Annotated in this window: 17 protein-coding genes; 7 read left to right on the forward strand and 10 right to left on the reverse strand. The window is 69.2% G+C overall.

Translation table 11 applies throughout. The annotated features are described in order from the left end of the window. Positions 1 to 12 precede the first annotated feature (12 nt). On the reverse strand, positions 13 to 1,320 hold the full coding sequence (locus tag ATK30_RS18340) for a tetratricopeptide repeat protein (protein WP_167441945.1): 1,308 nt from the start codon (positions 1,318 to 1,320) through the stop codon (positions 13 to 15). A 420-nt stretch (positions 1,321 to 1,740) separates the two neighbouring features. Here ATK30_RS18340 and ATK30_RS18345 point away from each other — a divergent pair, with 420 nt between their 5' ends. The 3 genes from ATK30_RS18345 (at position 1,741) to ATK30_RS18355 (ending at position 8,015) form a co-directional block, all read left to right on the forward strand. Continuing rightward, positions 1,741 to 2,097 (forward strand): hypothetical protein, encoded by a 357-nt coding sequence (locus tag ATK30_RS18345; protein WP_101436622.1) that lies wholly within the window; start codon positions 1,741 to 1,743, stop codon positions 2,095 to 2,097. 14 nt (positions 2,098 to 2,111) lie between these two features. Then, entirely contained in the window at positions 2,112 to 2,534 is a 423-nt protein-coding gene (locus tag ATK30_RS18350) for a hypothetical protein (protein WP_101436623.1), read from the forward strand. Between the two features lie 552 nt (positions 2,535 to 3,086). Further along, on the forward strand, positions 3,087 to 8,015 hold the full coding sequence (locus tag ATK30_RS18355) for an RHS repeat-associated core domain-containing protein (protein ID WP_101436624.1): 4,929 nt from the start codon (positions 3,087 to 3,089) through the stop codon (positions 8,013 to 8,015). 13 nt (positions 8,016 to 8,028) lie between these two features. Here the strand turns inward: ATK30_RS18355 and ATK30_RS18360 are convergent, their stop codons facing one another. Genes ATK30_RS18360 through ATK30_RS18375 form a run of 4 tightly spaced genes read right to left on the reverse strand, consistent with a single transcriptional unit; the run spans position 8,029 to position 11,522 of the window. Beyond that, positions 8,029 to 8,445 carry a carboxymuconolactone decarboxylase family protein gene (locus ATK30_RS18360; protein WP_101436625.1) on the reverse strand — a complete coding sequence of 139 codons (417 nt, stop codon included), beginning with the start codon at positions 8,443 to 8,445 and terminating at the stop codon, positions 8,029 to 8,031. After that, on the reverse strand, positions 8,442 to 8,906 hold the full coding sequence (locus ATK30_RS18365) for a MerR family transcriptional regulator (protein ID WP_101436626.1): 465 nt from the start codon (positions 8,904 to 8,906) through the stop codon (positions 8,442 to 8,444). The genes ATK30_RS18360 and ATK30_RS18365 overlap by 4 nt, the downstream gene beginning before the upstream one ends. A gap of 41 nt (positions 8,907 to 8,947) precedes the next feature. Next, a complete protein-coding gene (locus ATK30_RS18370; RefSeq protein WP_101436627.1) occupies positions 8,948 to 10,207 on the reverse strand; it encodes an MFS transporter in 1,260 nt (419 codons plus the stop codon). Then, on the reverse strand, positions 10,200 to 11,522 hold the full coding sequence (locus tag ATK30_RS18375; RefSeq protein WP_101440919.1) for a GH1 family beta-glucosidase: 1,323 nt from the start codon (positions 11,520 to 11,522) through the stop codon (positions 10,200 to 10,202). Before ATK30_RS18375 ends, ATK30_RS18370 begins: the two co-directional genes overlap by 8 nt. A 114-nt stretch (positions 11,523 to 11,636) precedes the next feature. Here ATK30_RS18375 and ATK30_RS18380 point away from each other — a divergent pair, with 114 nt between their 5' ends. Then, positions 11,637 to 12,296, forward strand: a complete 660-nt coding sequence (locus ATK30_RS18380) for a TetR/AcrR family transcriptional regulator (RefSeq protein ID WP_101436628.1) — start codon at positions 11,637 to 11,639, stop codon at positions 12,294 to 12,296. A 17-nt stretch (positions 12,297 to 12,313) separates the two neighbouring features. Here ATK30_RS18380 and ATK30_RS18385 read toward each other — a convergent pair whose 3' ends face one another. Then, positions 12,314 to 13,501, reverse strand: a complete 1,188-nt coding sequence (locus ATK30_RS18385) for an amino acid deaminase/aldolase (RefSeq protein WP_101436629.1) — start codon at positions 13,499 to 13,501, stop codon at positions 12,314 to 12,316. A 100-nt stretch (positions 13,502 to 13,601) separates the two neighbouring features. Between ATK30_RS18385 and ATK30_RS18390 the strand changes: the two genes are divergently transcribed. Beyond that, positions 13,602 to 14,903: a D-arabinono-1,4-lactone oxidase gene (locus ATK30_RS18390; RefSeq protein WP_101436630.1), complete on the forward strand. Its 1,302-nt coding sequence runs from the start codon at positions 13,602 to 13,604 to the stop codon at positions 14,901 to 14,903. Between the two features lie 11 nt (positions 14,904 to 14,914). On the opposite strand, the gene ATK30_RS18395 is transcribed toward ATK30_RS18390, so the two are convergent. Genes ATK30_RS18395 through ATK30_RS18405 form a run of 3 tightly spaced genes read right to left on the reverse strand, consistent with a single transcriptional unit; the run spans position 14,915 to position 17,213 of the window. Beyond that, positions 14,915 to 15,859 (reverse strand): ribose-phosphate diphosphokinase, encoded by a 945-nt coding sequence (locus tag ATK30_RS18395; RefSeq protein ID WP_101436631.1) that lies wholly within the window; start codon positions 15,857 to 15,859, stop codon positions 14,915 to 14,917. Continuing rightward, complete coding sequence (locus ATK30_RS18400) at positions 15,859 to 16,509, reverse strand: SDR family oxidoreductase (protein WP_101436632.1); 651 nt, start codon at positions 16,507 to 16,509, stop codon at positions 15,859 to 15,861. The genes ATK30_RS18395 and ATK30_RS18400 overlap by 1 nt, the downstream gene beginning before the upstream one ends. A 41-nt stretch (positions 16,510 to 16,550) precedes the next feature. Beyond that, positions 16,551 to 17,213, reverse strand: a complete 663-nt coding sequence (locus tag ATK30_RS18405) for a hypothetical protein (RefSeq protein ID WP_101436633.1) — start codon at positions 17,211 to 17,213, stop codon at positions 16,551 to 16,553. A gap of 419 nt (positions 17,214 to 17,632) precedes the next feature. Between ATK30_RS18405 and ATK30_RS18410 the strand changes: the two genes are divergently transcribed. Together ATK30_RS18410 and ATK30_RS18415 are read left to right on the forward strand one after the other, a co-directional pair. Further along, positions 17,633 to 18,703, forward strand: a complete 1,071-nt coding sequence (locus ATK30_RS18410; protein WP_101436634.1) for an HpcH/HpaI aldolase/citrate lyase family protein — start codon at positions 17,633 to 17,635, stop codon at positions 18,701 to 18,703. Then, a complete protein-coding gene (locus tag ATK30_RS18415) occupies positions 18,700 to 19,560 on the forward strand; it encodes an HpcH/HpaI aldolase/citrate lyase family protein (RefSeq protein ID WP_101436635.1) in 861 nt (286 codons plus the stop codon). The genes ATK30_RS18410 and ATK30_RS18415 overlap by 4 nt, the downstream gene beginning before the upstream one ends. 37 nt (positions 19,561 to 19,597) lie before the next feature. On the opposite strand, the gene ATK30_RS18420 is transcribed toward ATK30_RS18415, so the two are convergent. Next, entirely contained in the window at positions 19,598 to 20,983 is a 1,386-nt protein-coding gene (locus ATK30_RS18420; protein WP_101436636.1) for an amidase, read from the reverse strand. Positions 20,984 to 20,994: the final 11 nt, after the last annotated feature.

Raw genomic sequence — 20,994 nt, forward strand, 5'->3', positions numbered from 1 at the left:
AATCCGGTCGGTTCAGGCCGCGTAGAAGATCTTGAGCCGGTCGGCGAGATCGCGGGCGTCGGGGTTGTTGCGCCGCCGTTCGGCCTCCGCCAGCAGCGGCCGCATCCGGTCCTTGACCCGCGCGGATTTGATGCTCTCCGCGCATTCGATGGCCTTGCCGCCGATCTTCACGCCGTGGTCGATATCGCCCTCGAGCAGGTGATTCGTGGCGAGCGCGCTGAGCATGAACGCCTTGCTGCGCGCCATGTCGTCGGTGTAGGTGTCGACCGCCCGGCTCAGCGCCGGGATCGCGTACTTCGTGTGCTCCGGGTTCTTCATCGCCAGCACGGTGTGCACGGTGCCGGTCATCGCGTAGACGTCGGTCTCGTTGAAGAACTTGACCCACGATTCGGCGGTGGCCAGGTCGGCGCGCGCGAATTCGTCCTTGCACCGGCCGAGCAGCTTCACCGACTGCTCCTCGTTGCCCATCATCGCGTAGGCCCAAGCCTCGTTGGCGCAGAGCACGGCGACGGCCAGCTCAGACCCGGATTCCTGCGCGGCGATCTGGCCCAGCTGGAACAGCTTGAGCGCGTCGTTCGCGGCGTCCTGGTGCAGGTAAACGCGGCCCATCCGGTACAGCACGTTCGCCACCAGATGGTGGTCGCCGCCCTGTTTGGCCAGGTCGAGCGCCTGCGCGAAATGACCGCGGGCGGAGTCCATCAGACCGGTGTCGAACGACGTCCAACCGGCGAGGCTGTGCAGGTCGGCGATCGCGGTGAACAGCCGCTGCTTCACCTGCTCGGCGGCGCTGGAGTCGAGCATCTGCTGTCCCCAGGACAGCTGGGCGACGACCGCGTCGCGGCAGAATCCGCCTCCGTACTGGTAATCGAGCGCGCGCAACGCTCTGGTCGCCGCCTCGACCTGGCGCACGTCGGTCGTCCCGATGCGCCCGGGTGCGGGAGTGCGCGCGGGCGCCTCCGACCACGTTCCGGATTCCGGACCGAACACCGCCGCACCCATCGTGACCTGGGCGGCGTGCGCGAGGAACCTCCGTCGCTTCACGGACTCGTCCTCCTCAGCCTGCCGGCCGTCGGACGCGCCGACGACCCGTATCGCCGTGGTCTCGTCATAGGCGAGACCCATGTATCCACGGGGGACACCCAGGCCGTCGGCGATTCTCGTGAGCACGTCGTAGGCCATGACCTGGCGACCCTTGAGGATCTCCGACACCTCGGACTGCGACTGGCCGGTCATCGCGGCGATCTGGCGCTGCGACACTCCGTGTTTGCGCAACAGCCGGTACACGGCGCTGACCTCGCGGGCGGCGAGCGCCTCCCGCATCTCGGGCTGTTCCCAGGCATCGGCCGGAACCGGATTGCCTGACCGGGTGTCTGCGGTAGAGACTCCGGAACCACTGCCAGCACTGGCGTCCATTGCCATTGCGCCCCCTCACCGTCTCCTGGGCGTCTGATCAGCACCCTAAGCACACGCGAGAACCTTGTGAAACGCGCGGACGCACGCGTTGATCGGCAGGGCCGAACTCCGCTGACCGCTTACCGTGGAACGCTGTCCGGTCACCGCTATGACGCGGTTTCGACCTTCTCTCGCACCCGGTTTCACTTCACTGTAGTTGCCAGATCTCCGTCACCGCCCGGACACCCGCAGCGATCACGGAGAGCGATGGACCCGACGACACAGATCTGCCGGAGCGGATGCATCCCGCAAGGTGCACCGGCCGGGACGAGAAAGCGTGGAGGGACAGTGGAGTTCGTGGATTCGCTCGGTGGAGGACAAGCCGGGACCGCGGTGCGGTCCGTCCGGCCGGCACCGGGACTCGCCACGGCACGTCCGGTGCCGCCTACTGTCGCTTCCGCTGTCGCCGCTTCGGTGTCCGCCGACCCGCGTACCGCGGGCGTGCGGCACTTCGAGGGCGGCCAGGTCGTGTGGCGCGTGCAGTGCGGAGATCTCATCAGCCGCGAGCGCGCAGTCACGGTGTTCGTCGAGGACGACGAGGTCGTCGTGGTGTCCCCGCCTGGGGAGACCGCCCGCCTCACGTCCGGCCAGCTCGGCCAGCTCCGGGCCGCGCTCAACGAAGCCGCCACTATGGCGGAAAGGTGACGGTGAGTTTCCCCATGGATCAGGTTCTCGGTCAGGTCCTCCGCAACGCCGTATGGGAGCGCCTCGACATGCTGTCCGACCTGGCGGAACGTGCCGACGCCCCGTCGCTGGTCTCGGTCGCCCGCTCCGAACTGCCCCGGCTCGCCGCGGGCTGGCGCGCGATGTTGCAGGCGCACGAGCCCGACGAGCGCGGCGACTGCCCCACCTGCTCGACGCGCTGGCACCGCTGCAAGGCCCCGTGCTCGGTGTGGCAGGTAGCGCACGAGCACCTGGTCGCCGGGGGCCTGGCCCCGCAGGCGCTGTCCGCTGCCGGGCAACGTCCGGCGCGCCGCCGCGCCGCGGTTCCGGCTGTTCCCGGCCAGAACCGGCGGGCCGAAGCTCCCGCGGAGACCACCGGCAGGCACGCGCTGGTGAAGCCCCGCCCGGTCAGCGCCTGACCCTTCGGGTGGGGTGTTTCCGGGCGGATCACCCCACCCGCCCCGACTGGCGAGCGCGTGACCTGCCGGCAACCCCAACCGGTCAGGTCGCCGGCATCCTCGCCCGGCCGAGGGTGGTCCGTCCGTCCCCCCGAGCGAGACGGGCCGCCCTCGGCCACCCCGACGCTTAACGCGATTAATCGAAAAATGTCCGGCAGAACACCTAGCGGACGCAGTAATCGGACGCTAGGTTGAAGATCATCGCACCGGCTCCTCCCGCGCCGGTCGCGATCACGAACTCCGCGGGCCGGTGCCGTTGCACTCCCCTCCCCCGACCGGCACCGGCCCGCGGTTCCACTTCCCCGACCCGCCGCGGCTTCCGAGATTCGGAGCCGAAGGCGGGTTGTGGTGTGTTTGCCGCGGTACCGCCGGTGCCCGCGGGCACTGCCGAGGTAATTCCGCGCAACACCACGACACCCGCTCAGCAACTGTCGGTAGCCTGCCGCAGGGGGCCGTGCGTTCGAATTCGGCTGCGCGCCCAAAAGAATGTGGTGAGCGTGGAGAAGGGCCGGCATGTCGAATCCATTGGTGGCCGAAAAGCAGGACTCGACCTCGGCGATCTCCGGCATCTCGATCCTCGAGGCCGGCAAGGGCCTGAAGGACGGCATCGAGTCCGGCGACTGGGCGGCGACCGTGATGGGCGCGGTCGGGGTCGGCATGGAAGCGCTCGCCGCGGTGATGGACCCGTTCGGCGCGATCCTCGCCGCGGGCGTCGGCTGGCTGATCGAACACGTCGGCCCGCTCAAGGAAGCGCTGGACAAACTCGCCGGTGACCCGGATCAGGTCCACGCGTACTCCGAGACCTGGAAGAACATCTCCAAAGAGGTCAGCTCCGTCGCGCAGGACCTGGCCGCGCAGGTCAAAAAGGACATCGAATCCTGGGAGGGCGGCAGCGCCGACGCCTACCGCAAGCAGGCCGAGGAGGTCGCCAAGACCCTCGAGGGCGCCGCTCAGGCCTGCGACGGCGCGGGCAGCGGGGTGAAGACCGCGGGCGACGTCGTCGGCGCGGTCCGGATGCTCGTGCGCGACATCATCTCCCAGGTGGTGGCGCACCTGATCTCGTGGGCGCTGCAGGTGCTGTTCACCCTCGGCATCGGAATGGCCTGGGTGGTGCCGCAGGTGGTCAACCTGGTGGCCAAGACCGCCAAGCAGATCGCCGAGCTGGTCAAGAACCTCACCAAGGCGCTCAAGGAACTCGGCAAGCTGCTCACCAAGGCGCGCGGCCTGTTCGACGACGTCGCCAAGTCGATGAAGGGCATCAAGGCCGGCGGCAAGGACGCCACGCACACGCCGAAGGAGATCAAGGCGCCCGGCGGCGACTCCACCAAGCCCTCCGGAGCGAAGGACACGCCGAACGACAAGGGCGGCGGCGGGAGCGAGAAACCGCCTCCCGGCAAGGACGAGTCCACGAACACCTCCGGCGCGCACGACGGCCCGGGGGAAAACAAGGGCGGCGGGAACCACGAGCCGCCCCCGCGCGAACCCGCGAAGGACGAGACGCCGGGCAACGGGGGCGCCGAGGGCGGAGCGGGCAAGAACGAGCGCGGGAACGAATCAGGCGATCCGGCGAAGGACAAGACCGAGGCGTCCAACGCGAAGAACGAGGGCGATTCCGATCCGCCCTGTCTGACCGACCCGGTCGTCATCTCCAGCGGCGAGGTGCTCGTCGAGGACTTCGACCTCGAACTGCCGGAGCTGCTGGTGCGGCGGACGCATCGGTCGTCCTACCGGTCCGGGCGCTGGTTCGGCTCGACCTGGGCGTCCACTGTGGACCAGCGACTGGAGTTCGGCGACGAATACGTCCGGTACTACGGGCCGGAAGGCGTCATCCTCTACTACCCGATGCCCGCCGGGGACGAGCCGGTGCTGCCGATCGAGGGCGCGCGCTGGCCGCTGACCAGGCACGCCGACGGCAGCTGCACCATCGAGCAGGTGCGGCCGGACCGGACCATGCGGTTTTCCGGCGAGGGCAAGGCATTGCCGCTGCGCTCGATCGAGGACGCCGACGGCTCGCGGACCGAACTTTCCTATGCGGACTCCGGTGCGCCCGCGCTGCTCACGCATTCCAGCGGGCTGCAGGTCGGCTTCCGCACCGACGGGCACCGCATCACCGAACTGCGGATGATCGGCGCCGGTCCGGCTCCGGACGTCGTCGTGCGCGGCTATCGCTACAACTACCAGGGGCATCTCTCCGAGGTCGTCAACTCGTCGGGAACGGCGAAGCGTTACACCTACGATCCCGACGGCAGGGTCACGAGCTGGGAAGACCGCAACGGCGTCGTCTACCGCTACGTCTACGACGCCGAGGGACGCTGCGTGCGCACCGAAGGCGCGCAAGGGATCTACAGCAGCGCGTTCGAGTACCACCCCGCGGCCCGGATCACCCGGTTCACCGACTCGCTCGGCCACGTCTCGGAGTACGAGTACAACCTGGAAGGCCGTCCGGTCCGGGAGACCGACCCGCTGGGCAACGTGACTCTGTCCGAATGGGACCGCTACGGCAATCTGCTCCGCCGGGTCGACCCGCTCGGCCGGGTCACCGAGTACACCTACGCCGACGACGGCACGCCGCTCACCATCGCCCGTCCCGACGGCAGCCTCGCCGAACTGGAGCACGACGGCACCGAACTGGTCTCGATCACGGTGCGCGGCAACGGAAAGGCCTGGCAGCGCCGGTACGACCAGCCCGGCGGACCCGAGGTGCCCGGCTTCCCGGCCGAATTCGAGGCCGAGGCGTCCGACGAGGAGCTGGACCAGTTCGGCAGGCCGCGTTCCGCGCCCGAGATCGGCGGCGGACGGACGCAGCTGGGCTGGACGGTCGACGGCAAACCCGCCTCGCGCGTCGGGGTGCGCCGCGAGCGCGCCGCGTGGCGGTACGACCGCGAGGGCAACGAGATCGAGCACGTCGACGAACTCGGCCGGGTGACCCGGCGCGAGTACGGCCCGTTCGACGTGGTCACCGCGGTCGTGGACCCCTCCGGCGCGCGCACCAGCTACACCTACGACACCGAGCTGCGGCTCACGTCGGTGACCGATCCGCTGAACCGCACCTGGACCTACACCTACGACCCGCTCGGCAGGCTGGTCGCGCAGACCGATTTCGACGGACGGACCCGGACCTACGCCTACGACGCGGCCGGGCAGCCGATCCGGGTGACCGAGCCGGACGGTTCGGTCACCGAGAACGAGTACGACCTGCTCGGCAACCGGATCGAGATCCGCGGCCCGCACCGCACCGTGCGCTACGCCTACGACCCGGTCGGCAACGTCGTGCGCGTGGAGTCCGCGGATTCGGTGGTGGAGTTCGACCGCGACCTGTACGGCCGGATCGTCCGCGAGTCGATCGACGGCGTCGAGGTGCGCTTCTCCTACGACGAACAGAGCCAGACCATCCGCCGCCGCACGCCGTCCGGTGCGGAGAGCGTGTGGACCTTCGACGAGCAAGACCGGCCGGTTTCGCTGACCACGGCGGGACACACCGTGCGCTACCGGCTGGACGACGAGGGCCGCGTGCTCGCCCGCGACACCGACGGGATCAGCACCCTGCAGCAGGCGTTCGGCCCTCGCGGGCTGGTCACCGTGCAGCAGGTTTCCCGTGGAACAACGCCGGTGCAGCGGCGCGGTCTCGAGTACTACGCGGACGGCAGCCTCGCCGCGGTGCAGGACAGCCTTTCCGGGAAGAGCGTGTTCACGCGGGACCCGGCCGGACGCGTGGTCGCGGTTTCCTCCCCGGCAGGCACGGAAGAGCTGCGCTACAACCCGGCCGGCGAACTGACCGCCTGGTCGGGCAGCCCCGGCCTGTCCGCCGACTACGACTCCCTCGGCCGCCGGATCCGGCATCGCGAGGTGCGTCCGGACGGCGTGCGGGTGTGGGAGTACGCCTGGACCGGCGATCTGCTCACCGGGCTGCGCACGCCGGACGGCGTCCAGTGGCGTTACCGGTACGACCCGCTCGGCCGCCGGATCGCCAAGGAACGGCTGCTGTCCGACGGCTCCGTCGCGGAATCGACCCGGTTCGTCTGGGACGGCTTCGTGCTCATCGAACAGGAGCACACCGACCCGGCCGGAGTGCGCCGGACGACCACCTGGGAGCGCAGGCCGGGCAGCGACGAGCCGGTCACCCAGCTCGAACGCGGCCCCGGCGGCGACCGGTTCGCGTCCGTGGTCACCGACGCTATCGGCACGCCGACCGAACTGATCGACGAGCACGGCGGACTCGCCTGGAGCGCCCGCCGCTCGCTGTGGGGCCGGGTCCAGCCCGGCGGCATCCCGCTGCAGTTCCCCGGCCAGTACGCCGACGCCGAATCCGGCCTGCACTACAACGTGTTCCGCTACTACGACCCGGCCGCCGCGCGCTACCTCAGCCAGGACCCGCTCGGGCTGGAGGGCGGGCCGAACCCGGTCAGCTACGTTCCCGACCCGTTCGCCGCCTACGACCCGCTCGGCCTCGAAGGCTGCGGCAAGGGCAAAGGCAAGGGCAAGGACGCGGATCCGCCGCCCGCGGACTCCACGGCCAAGCACAACTCCGGCAACGGCGGCGGAAGCACCAAATCCGCCTCGACCGGCAAGGGCGGCAACAAGCGCAAGCGCGACGACGACGGCACCAGCGCCAGCTCGGACAATTCCAGCAAGAAAACGAAGACGGACGACGAAAAGGAAAAGGGGCCCTGGGCGCGCCCGGACAAATTCCAGAAGCGCGCCCAGGATGCGATCAACGCGCAGAAGAAGGATCCGAAGAGCCCGTTCTACAACACCGGGGACAAGGTCCACGCACGGCACATCATTTCGTTCCAGACCATGCGGGACAACATGAAGAAGTGGGTGGAGCACCAACCAGTCAAGGATCAGGCCGCGCTGACGAAGAAGTACACCACCGAGCTGCGGAAGATGAACAGCAACCCGAACAACCTTCCGCTCGGTCCCGGCAAGCCGAACACTTCGATCGGCAGCGTGGTGGACAAGTTCCCGCACGTCCAGGAGCGCATCAAGAACGGCGAGACGCCGGTGCAGGCCTTCGACAATTCGTCGGGCTACCTCAAGGACATCAAGTCGGAATACGCGGACGGGGCGATCAAGGCCACCGACCACATGAAGAAGCCCGAGCAGGACGCGTTCATGGACAACGTCAAGGGCAGCTCGGACTTCGACTGGCCCGGCGGCACGAAGGAACAGTTCAAGGACTGGAGCGAAATGCGCGACCGGTTCCTCGACCTCGGCAAAGATCCCGGGAAGTTCACTTCCGCGGACGTGGACAAGCTCATCAAGGACTTCGACAACCTCAAACCGCCCACGATCATGGACGACGCGAACGGCAATCGCGTCATGGGCCATCCGTACCCGAGTCAGTTCGACAACGCGCCCAAGGGCGATCCGTTCAGCCGAAACGAAAAAGGGGAGATCATCCCGCCCGCCGACCCGCCGCCGGCGAAGGACAAGAAGTAGGGCTCCGCGGACGTCAGGCGGTTTCCTCCGCGTCGCGGGCGGCGAACACCTCGCGCGCGGCGAAGGTGGCGTTCAGCGCCCGCGGGAAGCCCGCGTAGACCGCCGAGTGCAGGAGGGCCTCGGTGATTTCCTCGCGGCTGAGCCCGACGTTCAGCGCCGCGCCGAGGTGCACCTTGAGCTGCGGTTCGCAGCCGCCGAGCGCGGTCAGCACGCCGAGGGTGACCAGCTGGCGGCTGCGCGCGTCGAGGCCGGGCCGGTCGTACATGTCGCCGAAGGCGAACGCGGCCACGTGGTGCCCGAAGGCGGGGTTGATGTCGGCGAGGGAGTCGATGACGGCCTCGCCCTGGTGGCCGTCGATGCGGGACAGCACCTCGAGCCCGTGCTTGCGGCGGGCGACGTTCTCCGGGCTGTCGATGTCGTGCTGGGTCATGGCAGAGGGCCTTCCTGGTAAGTGGCGATCTTGTATTCGGTGGCGGCGAGGGAAAGCTGCAGCTGGGCGATCTGCGCGCGCAGGGTGTCGCGATGCTCCAGGAGCATTTCGCGCCGTTCGGGCACGGTGTCCTCGCCGGAATCGACCAGGTCGATGTAGCGGCGCAGGTCGCTGATCGACATGCCGGACACGCGCATCCGCGTCAGGAAGACCAGCCGGCGCACCGACGCCGCGTCGTAAACGCGATGCCCGGCGCTGTCCCGGTCGACCTGAACCAGCCCGATCCGCTCGTAGTACCGCAGCGTGTGCGGGTTCAGCCCGAGGTGCTCCGCGGTGGTGGCGATGTCCCACTCGTTCGCGTCGTCGTCCCGGGCCAGTTCCCGCAGCGCCTCGACCGACACCGTGCCCGGCGGATCGATCGCCAGCCGCAGCGCCTCGCTCAGCGCGTCTTCCTTCTCCATGCCGAAGACGCTAAGCCTGTGAGCGCGCTCAAACGCAAGCGCTAACCCACCGACCGGACCCGCGTCACCAAAACCCCGGCCAGCAAGGTCGCCACCGCGGACGCCGCGAACAGCCCCGGATACCCGCCGAGCCACTCCAGGATCAACGTCGTGAGCAGCGGCGCGACCACCTGCGGCAAGGAGTTCGCGATGTTGACCACGCCGAGGTCCTTGGCCCGGTTCTGCGCCGCGGGCAGCACCTGGGTCAGCATCGCCAGCGCCACCGCCATGTACGTCCCGAATCCGACTCCCAGCAGCGGCGACGCCACCAGGGCCACCGGCCAGCTCTGCCAGATCACCAGCAGCAGCGCGGCCAGTGCCATGATCGCCGCCGAGCCGAGGACGTACGGCTTGCGCTTGCCGGACTTGTCCGAGAAGTGCCCGGCCAGCACCGCGCCGATCACCAGTGCCACGCCGTACAGCCCCATCATGATCAGCAGCCCGCTGTCCGGATCCGGGTAGTGCACCGCGTCCTTGAGGAAGAACAGCAGGTAGAGCGTGCCGAACGCGTTGCCGAGGTTGATCATGAAATGGCAGCCCCACGCCCACGCGAAGTCCGGGTGCCGCCGCGGCGAGACCCAGAGGTCGGCGAGGATTTCGCGGATCCGGCCGCTCGGCCGGAACTCGACCGGCAGCCGGGCGTCCGGCGTGCGCAGGACGAACGCCGCCGCGCCGGCGAGCACGATCGCGGCGCAGGCCGCGTAGCCGAGCGGCAGTCCGGCGAGGTCGAGCATCACCACGACCACCACCGCGCCGAGCACGGTGCCGAGCATCTGCGCGATGCCGACCAGCCCGCCGACCTGCGCGCGCTGCCCGACCGGAACCCGGTCGGCGATGCCGGACATCAGCGTCGCGAGCATGCCGTTGAGCCCGGCCTGCACGAGACACCAGCCGATCGTCATCACGACGACGTTCGGGGCCTCGGCCAGCACCAGCAGCCCGGCCGCGCCGATCGCGCCGCCCGCGATCGTCCACGGATGCCGCCTGCCGAACCGCGAGCAGGTGCGGTCCGAGAGCAGGCCGATCGCCGGGTTCGCGACGAGTGCCACGGCCGCGCCGATGCCGGTCACGATGCCGAAGACGGTTTCCTTGTGCGCGGCGTCGAGCAGTTCGGCCTGTTGCGGCAGCAGAACCTGGATCGGCGCGTAAACGCCCAGCCAGAGCGCGATGTTCGCGAGGAACAGCAGCATCATCCACCCGGCGCGGACGCGCTTGACCGGCTCGGCGAAGACTTCCGGGACAGCAGCGGCGGTGTCACTCATGGCGGACCAGCTTCCGGTACCAGGCGAAGGAATCCTTGGGCGTACGGCGTTGCGTTTCGTAGTCCACGTGCACGAGCCCGAACCGCGGCGCGTACCCCTTGGACCATTCGAAGTTGTCCAGCAGCGACCAGACGAAGTATCCGCGCACGTCCACGCCGGCATCCATCGCTTCGCGCAGCGCCCGCAGGTGGCTGGCGAGGAAGTCGATGCGCTCGGGGTCGGGCACGCTGCCGTCCGCGGCCGGTTCGTCGGCGAAACTGCAGCCGTTCTCGGTGATCTGGATCGGCGGCAGGTGTTCGCGGTAGCGCTCGTGGAAGGACACCAGCAGTTCGCGCAGCGCGTGCGGGACGATCGGCGAATCGTTGGTGGTCATCGGATATCCCTCGATCGGGCGCAATTCGAAGGGCAGCGGGTTGCCCTCTCCGGGAGCCGTCACGCCTTGGGGCTCGTAGTAGTTGACGCCGTAGAAATCGAGCGGCTGCGCGATCGTGGCCAGGTCGTCGGCGAAGTTGTCCGGCAGATGCGGGTGCACCTGTTCGGGGTAGCTGCCGAGCAGCATCGGGTCGGCGAAGGTGCGGTTGATCAGCGCGTCGAGCCAGTCGGCGGCGGCGCGGTCGGCAGGCGTGTCGTGGTCCGGCCAGATCGGCGAGTGGTTGTTCGCGGTGCCGATGCCGGTGGCGCCCGCCGCACGCAGCGCCTGCACCGCCAGGCCGTGTGCGAGGTTCTGGTGATGCGCGGTGGGGAGCGCGTCGAGCAGGAGGAACTGGCCGGGCGCATACTCGCCGATTCCGTAGCCGTAGATCGACATGACCATCGGTTCGTTGAGCGGGATCCAGAGTTTCGCCCGATCGGCGAAATGCTCGCCCACGATCGTGGCGTATTCGGCGAAGCGGAAGGCGGTGTCGCGGGAAAGCCAGCCGCCCGCGTCCTCGATCGCCTGCGGCGTGTCCCAGTGGTACAGCGTGATCGCCGGGGCGATTCCGGCCGCGCAGACCTCGTCGATCAGCTTGTCGTAGAAGGCGAGTCCCTCCGCGTTGGGCTTGCCGGTGCCGTCCGGCTGGATCCTCGGCCACGCGATCGACATCCGGTAGGCGCCGACGCCGAGTTCCGCCATCAGTGCGATGTCGTCGGAGTAGCGGTGATAGTGGTCGGCCGCTACCTTGGCGTCCTCGCCCCGGGCGATCTTGCCTTCGGCGGCGGTGAACGTGTCCCAGATGGACGGTCCGCGACCGCCTTCGGCCGTCGCCCCCTCGATCTGGAACGCCGAGGTCGAGACACCCCACAGGAAGCCGGGCGGGAAGGTCGGATGGTCCACGCTGAGCACCCCTTGCCTTCGGACACCCTCGCGGGTGAACGTGAAAAGTTCTCATATGTTAGGTCGTCACTCGTCTCGGGGGAAGCCCCGCGGGACGCTAAAGTCCCAGATCAGATGAGTGAATCGCGAGAGACTCCGAGGAACGACGTGGCCGAGACCCAGGCTGAACCCACACCGTTGCGGCGAAAGCCGGTTCAGCAACGCAGTGCCCGGCGGGTGGAACAGATGCTGGACGCGAGCGCCGTGCTCATCGACGAGCTGGGCTACGACGCGCTCACCACCACGCTGATCGCGAAACGCGCCGGCGTCGCGGTCGGTTCGCTCTACCAGTTCTTCCCGGACAAACGCGCGGTCGTGCAGGCACTGACGCAGCGGAACCTGGAACGGTTCGTGGCCGCGGTGAACGAGCGGCTGCAGGAGCTGAGCCCCGAGCACTGGTGGAACATCGTCGACTCGGTGCTGGACATCTACCTGCGGATGCACCGCGAGGTGCCGGGGTTCTCGAAGGTCCACTTCGGAGACGTCATCGACGTCCGGCTGCTGGCTGACGACCGCGACAACAACTCGGTCATCGCGGATTCGCTGGTCGAAATCCTGCGCGGGCACGTCGACCGTCCCGCTGACGAACTGCGGTTCGCCATCGCGATCGCCAACGAGGTGGCGGACGCGCTGCTGAAACTCGCCTTCCGCCGCGACCCGAACGGCGACGAGCGGATCGTCGCTGAGGCCAAGGACGTGGTGAAGGGTTATCTGGCCGGCAAATTCGGCGACTAGGGCTCGAGGGCCAGCGCTCAGCCGAAGTTCTGGCCCTCGCCGCGGTAGGTCGGAACGGTGCGCTCGACCTGGCTGCCGCGGACGAGGTGGTAGGCCAGGAACCGTTCGGCCAGTTCGCCGGCTTTCGCGTGCCGCAGCCAGACCCGGTCGCCGAGCCGCAGCGTGCGCGCGGCCTCGCCGGTCACCGGAGTCTGGACCTCGCCGGCGCCTTCGAAACCCAGCAGGCGCAAGCCTTCCGGCAGGTACGGCGACGGTTCGCGCGACGGGCCGGTCGGGCCGGAGGCGATGTAGCCGCCGGAGTACAGCGTCGCGACGTTCTTGGCCGGGCGGCGCACCACCGGGAGCGCGAACAACGCGGCCGGACGCGGCTGGAAGTGCGAATAACCGTCGAACAGCGTCGGCGCGAGGAATCCGGAACCGGCGGCGATCTCGGTGACGACGTCCTCCGCGCGGGTGGTCTCGATGCTTCCGGTGCCGCCTCCGTTGACGAACTCCAGGTCAGCGACCTCGCGCACGGCGCGTACCGCGGCAGCCCGGCGGCGAGCGAGTTCAGCCGCCGAACGGCGTTGCATCCAGCCGATCACCCGGTTCCGCAGGCCTTTGCCCGCCGCGTCGCCGAGTCCGGCGATCTGGCCTTCGTACGCCATCATCCCGGCCAGCCGGAAGCCCGGCCGCGTCACGATCCGGCGGGCGACCGCGGCTGCCTGCCCCGGGGTGAACACCGGCGAACGCCGGGTGCCGACGTGCACGCCGGGCAGCGGACGCCAGGACGCGTCGAGTTCGAGGCACACGCGGATGTCCGGGTGGCCGTGGCCGAGAGCGGCGTCGACGAGGTCGAGGTGCTCGGTCGAATCGACCATGATCGTGATCGCCGCGCGGGCGCGTTCGCTCGCGGCCAGCCGGCGGAGCGCTTCGTGGTCGGCGGTCGGGTACGCGACCACGATGTCGGCGGAAGTGCCCAGCTCAGCGTGCCAAACGGCCTCGGCGAGCGAGTAGCACATCAGTCCTTCGAAGCCGTCCCGGGCGAGCGCTCGCTCCAGCAGCGCACGGCAGCGCACGGACTTGCTGACCACCCGGATCGGCTTGCCCGCGGCCCGGCGCAGCAGGTCGTCGGCGTTGGCGTCGAAGGCGTCCAGATCGACGATCGCGAGCGGCGGATCCAGGTCCTTCGTCGCGAGGTCGTACCCGTGCGCTGAGGTGGTCACGCCACTTACGGTACGACAACAACGCTTGAAACGCGAATACTATTCACTTACGGTTCCGGTATCTATCGTGGGAACCTCCCAGCGAAGAACAGGTGCCGCAATGACGTGGAGCAACTGGGCCGGAACGGCCAAGGCCACCCCGCAACGGGTGCACCGGCCGCGCAGCACGGCCGAGATCGCCGAGGTCGTGCACGGGATCTCCCAGGCGGGACATCGCGTCCGAGCCTGGGGCAGCGGCCATTCTTTCACCGCGATCGCCGCCGCCGATTCCGACGCGCTCGACCTCACCGCGTGGACCGGCATCGCCCGCGCCGACCTCGAAACGCAGCAGGTCACCGTCCGTTCCGGCACCACGCTCCGCACCCTCAACGCCGCTCTCGACGCGCTCGGGCTCGCCATGACGAACCTCGGCGACATCGACGCGCAGACCATCGCGGGCGCGATTTCCACCGGCACGCACGGCACCGGTGCGCGCTTCGGCGGGATCGCGACGCAGATCGTCGCGCTGGAGCTCGTGCTGGCGGACGGTTCGGTGGTCCGCTGCTCGGCCGACGAACGCCCGGAGTTGTTCCACGCCGCCCGCGTCGGCCTTGGCGCACTGGGCGTCATCAGCACGGTGACCCTCCAATGTGAACCGTCCTTTGTGCTCTCCGCGCAGGAACGCCCGGAGCCGCTGGAACAGGTCCTCGAAGGCTTCGACGACAACGCGGCGAACAACGACCACTTCGAGTTCTACTGGTTTCCCTACGGCAGCAAGGCGTTGGTGAAGCGCAACAACCGCCTGCCGCTGGACGCCGAGCGGAAACCGTTGTCCCGCTTGCGGCAGTTCGTGGACTACGAGCTCACCGAGAACGTCGCGTTCGGCGGGCTCTGCCGGCTCGGCCGCGCGGTGCCGAAGCTGGTGCGTCCGCTCGGCGCGTTCGCGTCGCAGGTGTCGTCGCCGCGGGAGTACAGCGATCTCTCGCACCGGGTTTTCGTCACCCACCGCGGCGTGCGGTTCGTGGAATCGGAGTACGCGGTGCCGCGCGACGCAGTGCTCGACGTGCTGGCCGAACTGCGCGCAGTGGTGCCACGGCTGAAAGACCCGGTGGCGTTCCCGGTCGAGGTGCGGGTGGCCGCGGCGGACGACATCTGGCTGTCCACCGCCAACGGCCGCGACTCCGCGTACATCGCGATCCACCAGTTCCTCGGCATGCCCTACCGCGAGTACTTCGCCGCGTTCGAGGCCGTCGCAGGCCAGGTCGGCGGACGGCCGCACTGGGGCAAAATGCACGATCTCGACGCGTCCGTGCTGCGCACCCGCTACCCGCACTTCGACGACTTCCTGCGGGTGCGGAAGGAGTGCGACCCGACCGGGACGTTCGCGAACACCTACCTCGACCGGGTCCTCGGCACGGTGTGATCAGCTCGGCGTCAGTTCGGTTCGAACAGCGAACTGACCGACTCTCCATTGTGGATTCGCCGCATCGCCTCGGCCAGCGCCGGGGCGATGGACAGGATCCGCAGTTTCTCCGTGCGTTCCTCGGCGGGCACCGGCACGGTGTTCGTGCAGACGATCTCCAGGACGTCCTCCTGGCCGCCGATCCGCTTGAGCGCGCCGTCGGCGAACAGCCCGTGCGTGCAGGCCACCCGGATCGACCGCGCGCCCATCTCCCGCAGCCGGTCCAGCAGTTCCAGCACCGTGCTGCCGCGCGCGATCTCGTCGTCCAGCACGATGATGTCGCGTCCGGCGATCTCGCCGATCACCGACGTGATCTCGACACGGTCGTCGGCGAACCGCTGTTTCGCACCGGCCGCGACCTTCGTCCCGAGCAGCCGGGCGAAATGCGCGGCTTCCTTGGCGTTGCCCAAATCCGGCGACACGACCGTGGTTTCCGACAGGTCGTACTGGCGGAAGTACCGGGCCAGCTCGTGCAGCGCGTGCAGATGGTCGACCGGCACGCTGAAGAACCCGTGCACCTGCGGCGAGTGCAGCGTCATGGTGAGCACGCGGTTCGCGCCCGCGGTGACCATCAAGTCGGCGACCAGCCTGCCGCCGATGGAGATCCGCGGCGCGTCCTTTTTGTCCGAGCGCGCGTACGAATAGTGCGGCATCACGACGGTGGTGCGCGCGGCCGAAGCGCCGCGGGCCGCGTCGAGCATCAGCAGCAGCTCGACCAGGTGTTCCTGCACCGGTTTGACCAGCGGCTGGATCAGAAAGACGTCCCGCTCGCGGCAGTTGGCCTGGAGCTGGACCTGGAGGCAGTCGTTGGCGAACCGGTCGATCTGCACGGGAAGCAGCGGAACGCCCAGGTTGGCGCAGATTTCCGCGGCGAGCTCGGGGTGCGCGCTGCCGCTGAAAACCGCGATGTCGCGCATCAGATCCGGGACAGCGCGTCGGCGATGGAATCGTCGCCGGAGATCAGCTCCAGCGTCCGCCGGGCGGTCGCCGGGGTGTCGAGCAGTGCCAGCAGCACCGCGGCGACGTCCTCGCGCGGGACCTCCGCGCGTCCGGTCTTCTCGGCGATTTTCACCCGACCGGTGCCGGAATCGTTGGTCAGGCGGCCGGGACGCAGGATCGTCCAGTCGAGGTCGCGGGCCTTGAGGTCGTCCTCGGCCGCGCGCTTGGCCCGCAGGTAGGCGGCGAAAACCGGGTCGAGGCCGGGGGCGTCCGGGTTGTCCGCGCCCATCGAACCGACCTGGACGAACCGGCGGACGCCCGCTCGCTGCGCGGCGTCGGCGAACAGTACGGCCGCGCCGCGGTCGACGGTGTCTTTGCGTGCCTCGCCGCTGCCCGGCCCGGCACCGGCGGAGAACACCGCCGCGTCCGCACCTTCGAGCACCTTGGCGACCGCGTCCACGTCGGACTTTTCGAGGTCGAGCACGACCGTCTCGGCACCGACGGCCGTGAGGTCCGCCTCGTGGTCGGGATTGCGCACGATGCCGACCGGCGCGTCGTGGCGCTGCGCGAGCAGCTTTTCCAGGTGCAGGGCGATCTGGCCGTGTCCGCCAGCGATGACGACTCGCATAAGCCCGACTCTATCGCCGCGCGAGGCCCGACGCCGGTGCTTCAGTCCGCCTCGGCGGGGACTGGGGCGTCGGCGTCCTCGCGCAGCAGCAGGTCGTAGGCCATCTCGTTGACCCAGCGCGAAACCGGGTCCTCCTGCAGCAGCACCCGGTCGTGGTGGGTGTCGAGGTCGAGGTCGGCGGTCGCGTACGGGTCGGCGGTGACGACCGCGAGACCGTACGCACGGGCGCGCGGCAGGCAGTTCGTCACGTAGTCGTCGGTCAGCACGGCAGGCGATGGAAGAACCATCGCGGCCTCGCCGTAGCGCGAAAAGGGCACCGCGGAGGCCATCGCGGTCCGCCAGTGCCGGGCGACCGCGAGGACGCCGATGATCTCGGCGGCCGGCGCGGGTGCGGTCGCGGCCAGCTCTGGCCAGGTCCAGGTGTCGACGAGGGCGCGATCGGCGACGGGACCGACACCCATCGCGATGCGCTCCGCGTGCACGTCGGTCCGCAGCTTCGCGACGATGCTGACCTTGCGGCCGAGCAGGGTCGTCGCGGGCAGCACTACGCCGTTCCAGCCCAGCAGGGCCGCGGCCTTGCGCGCCAGCTCGTCGACGCTCGCGGGGAGCTCGATCGGCGGCAGCACCCGGCTCGCCGTCGTCCGGCTGCGCTTCGCACCGCCGGCGACCGTCGAGCGCTCGGTGTTCTGTGGGGTAGCCGCCACGAGTCCGCCTCCTTCAAGCACCTGATCCCGTGCACCGGCGAAAACCGGTACATGAACTGAGTACCAGTGCACAGACGCGAGGTCTCCGGGTTGCCGGGCCGCGTGCGATCGGCGGCGCTCTGCGGTCGGTGACCGGTCGGTAGGCGGTCGTTCGACTTCAGCCCGACCGTGCGGCCAACCGAGTGAGACGGGGGTGAGTGGCGGGCACGGAGCGCGTTCCCTGGGTGTCGCGCCGCCCCGCGCGGGGCGGGGCAGGCAGCGCAACGCCCTACTCCGATCGGCCTAATCGGCGGGGCTCCACTGTGGACTTCCGCTGGTCACGGGCGTCACCCGGATGGCGGGTGAGCTTCGCCGCAGCGAGGGTTCCCTTCTCCGGTTTAGGGTTACCCGTCGGTCAAGGACCCGCCGGGAGGACCAGGATGCGCTCGCCGAAGGACTTCTTCGCCCCGCTCGCCGTCGGAGCGCCGCAGCCGCCGAGGCAGATCCCGGTGCGGCCTTCCCGCATGATCCACTTTTTCGATCCGGGCAACGAAAAGATGGCCGCGAAGGTCCCTGACCTCGCGAAGAAGACCGACGTGCTGCTCGGCAACCTCGAGGACGCGGTCCGCGCTGACCGCAAGGAAGCCGCGCGCGCCGGACTGGTGTCGATCGCGAAGGCGACGGACTTCGGCCGCACGCAGCTGTGGACGCGGGTGAACAGCCTCGACTCGCCGTGGGTGCTGGACGACCTGATCACGCTGGTCACCGAGATCGGCGACAAGCTCGACGTGATCATGGTTCCGAAGGTCGAGGGCGCGCAGGACATTCACTACGTCGACCGGTTGCTGGCGCAGCTGGAAGCGCGGGCCGGGCTGACGAAACCGCTGCTGGTGCACGCGATCCTGGAAACGGCGAGCGGCGTGGCGAACGTCGAGGAGATCGCCGGCGCGTCGCCGCGCATGCAGGGCATCTCGCTGGGCCCGGCCGACCTGGCCGCGAGCCGCCGGATGAAGACGACGCGGGTCGGCGGCGGTCACCCCGGTTATCTGGTGCGCACCGACCCGATCGGCGAGGACCTCACCGAAGGCCGGACGACGTATCAGCAGGATCTGTGGCACTACACGGTCGCGCGGATGGTCGACGCGTGTGCGATGAACGGGATCCTTCCGTACTACGGACCGTTCGGCGACATCCGCGACGTGGTGGCCTGCGAGGACCAGTTCCGCAACGCGTTCCTGCTCGGCTGCGTCGGCGCGTGGAGCCTGCACCCGGTGCAGATCGACATCGCGAAGAAGGTTTTCTCGCCGTCCCCCGCCGACGTCGCCTGGGCCCGGCGCGTGATCGCCGAAATGGGCGACGGAACCGGCGCGGTGATGATCGACGGGAAAATGCAGGACGACGCCTCGGTCAAGCAGTGCCGGGTGGTCGTGGAACTGGCTGACGAACTGGCCGCCACCGACCCGGAACTGGCCGCCGCGTACGACGCCGCGACGAAGGAGATCCAGTCATGACCGAGCTTCGACCGCGGCGGTCCGTGCTGTACATGCCCGGCGCGAACGAACGCGCGCTGGAGAAGGCGAAAACCCTTCCGGCGGATGCGTTGATCCTGGATCTGGAAGACGCCGTCGCTCCGGACGCGAAGGAAGCCGCGCGGGAGCGGGTGTGCGCTGCTGTTTCTTCGTACGGTTCGAAGGAAGTGACGATCAGGGTCAACGGCCTGGACACCGAATGGCACGACGCCGACCTGCGCGCCGCGGCCGCCGCCGGTCCCGCTGCCGTGGTGGTGCCGAAGGTGAACTCGGCGGCCGAGGTGCACAACATCGAGCGCGCGCTGGAACTCGGCGGAGCACCGGAGCACACGAAGATCTGGGCGATGGTCGAGACGCCGATCGCGATGCTGCACGCCGAGGAGATCGCGGCGGCCTCGGAACGGTTGACCGTGCTGGTGATGGGCACGAACGACCTGGCGAAGGAACTGCACGCGGAGTTCGTGCCCGGCCGGGGCCCGTTGCTGGGCGGGCTTTCGCTGTGCCTGCTGGCCGCGCGCGCGACCGGAAAGGTGATCCTGGACGGGGTCTACAACGACGTCAAGGACGCGGCCGGCTTCGAGGCGGAATGCTTGCAGGGGCGGCAGTACGGGTTCGACGGGAAGACGTTGATCCATCCTTCGCAGGTGGAGCCGTGCAACCGGATCTTCGCGCCGTCGGAGGAGGAGATCGACCGGTCGAAGCGGATCATCGCGGCGTTCGAGGAAGCTTCGGCTGAGGGCCGCGGCGTGGTGACGGTGGACGGGCGGATGATCGAGAACCTGCACGTGGAGAACGCCCGCCGGGTGCTGGCGTTGGCGGAGGCGATCGGGGCGAAGTAACGCGGGCGGCGGTTCCGCTCAGGGCGAGGCGACCCGCTCAGTTGACCGGCCACGGGCGCTGTTCCCCGCGCAGCTTCTCGAACTCCGCCGCCACCCTCAGCACGTCCAGATCCGCGAACCGACGCCCCGCGATCTGCAGGCCGATCGGCAGGCCCTCCGGCGTATAGCCACAGTTCACGGACACCGCGGGTTGCCCGGACATGTTGTACGGCACGGTGAAAGCGATGTGCTCGAACGGCCGCGTCGGGTCGTTTGTCGGGGATGGCCAGTCCGCGGGCGGCGGCAGGACGGGGCAGGTCGGCGAGAGGACCACGTCGTACGGTTCGGTCGCGCGCAGGGCTGCCACGCTGATCGCATCGATGGCGGCGAAACCGCGGTAAGTGTCCACACCGGACGCATCCGCTCCCCCGGCGGCCCATTCCGCGATGTACGGCAAGACTTGTTCGCGCCGCTCTTCCGAGAGCGCGGCCATGTCCGACCAGGCGCGGACTCGCCAGAAGGTGTCCAGGCCGTTCAGGTGTTCTCGGGTCAAGAACGGAGCGACGGGCTCTACGACCGCGCCAGCGTTGGAGAACAGCTCGGCGGCGGCAGTGACCGCGCTGGCGACGGCGGGGGTGACGGGGAGGCCGACACCGGGGTCCAGGTGCAGGCCGACGCGCAAGCCGGACAGGGAGCCGGTCAGGGAAAGCCAGTCGATGGAAGCTGGCGGCAGGCTGAGGTGATCCCGCGAATCGGGCTGGGCAAGGACGCTCATCAGCAGCGCGGTATCGGCGACGGTCCTGGTCAGCGGGCCGACGACGCGGCCAAGGAAGGGCGGGTCGACTGGTACGCGGCCGAAGCTGGGTTTCAGGCCGACTAATCCGCACCAACCGGCGGGGAGGCGGATTGAGCCGCCGATGTCGGTGCCCACGTGCAGCGGACCGTAGCCCGCGGCGGCTGCGGAGGCGGCACCGGCGCTGGAGCCGCCGGGCGTGCGCGTGAGGTCCCAGGGGTTGCGCGAAGCAGCGTGGAAGCTTGAAAGACCCGAGGTGAGCATGCCGTAGTCGGGCATGGTCGTCTTCGCCAGCAGTACTGCACCTGACTCGCGTACGCGCGCCGCAGCGGGGGCGTCGGCCGTAGCAGGCGTTAGGGGCGTGGCGGCGGTGCCGAGGGGCGTGGGAACGCCTACGGAGGCGATGTTCTCCTTCAGCGTCAGAGGGACACCGTCGATGGGGCCGGCGGGTTCACCGGCGTGCCAGCGTGCTTCGGAGGCTTTCGCTGCTTCGCGCGCGGAAGCAGCGTCGTACGCGTACAGGGCGCGAAGTTCGGGTTCGCGAGCGTCGATGCGCGCGAGGACGGCTTCGGTGACTTCGACGGGCGAGAACGTTCGCGCACGGTACCCGGCTACCAGTTCGTTAGCGGTCAGGTCGGCCAATTCGGTCATCGCGGAACCTC

This window comes from Amycolatopsis echigonensis (assembly GCF_002846615.1).
In the GTDB taxonomy this organism is placed as follows: domain Bacteria; phylum Actinomycetota; class Actinomycetes; order Mycobacteriales; family Pseudonocardiaceae; genus Amycolatopsis; species Amycolatopsis echigonensis.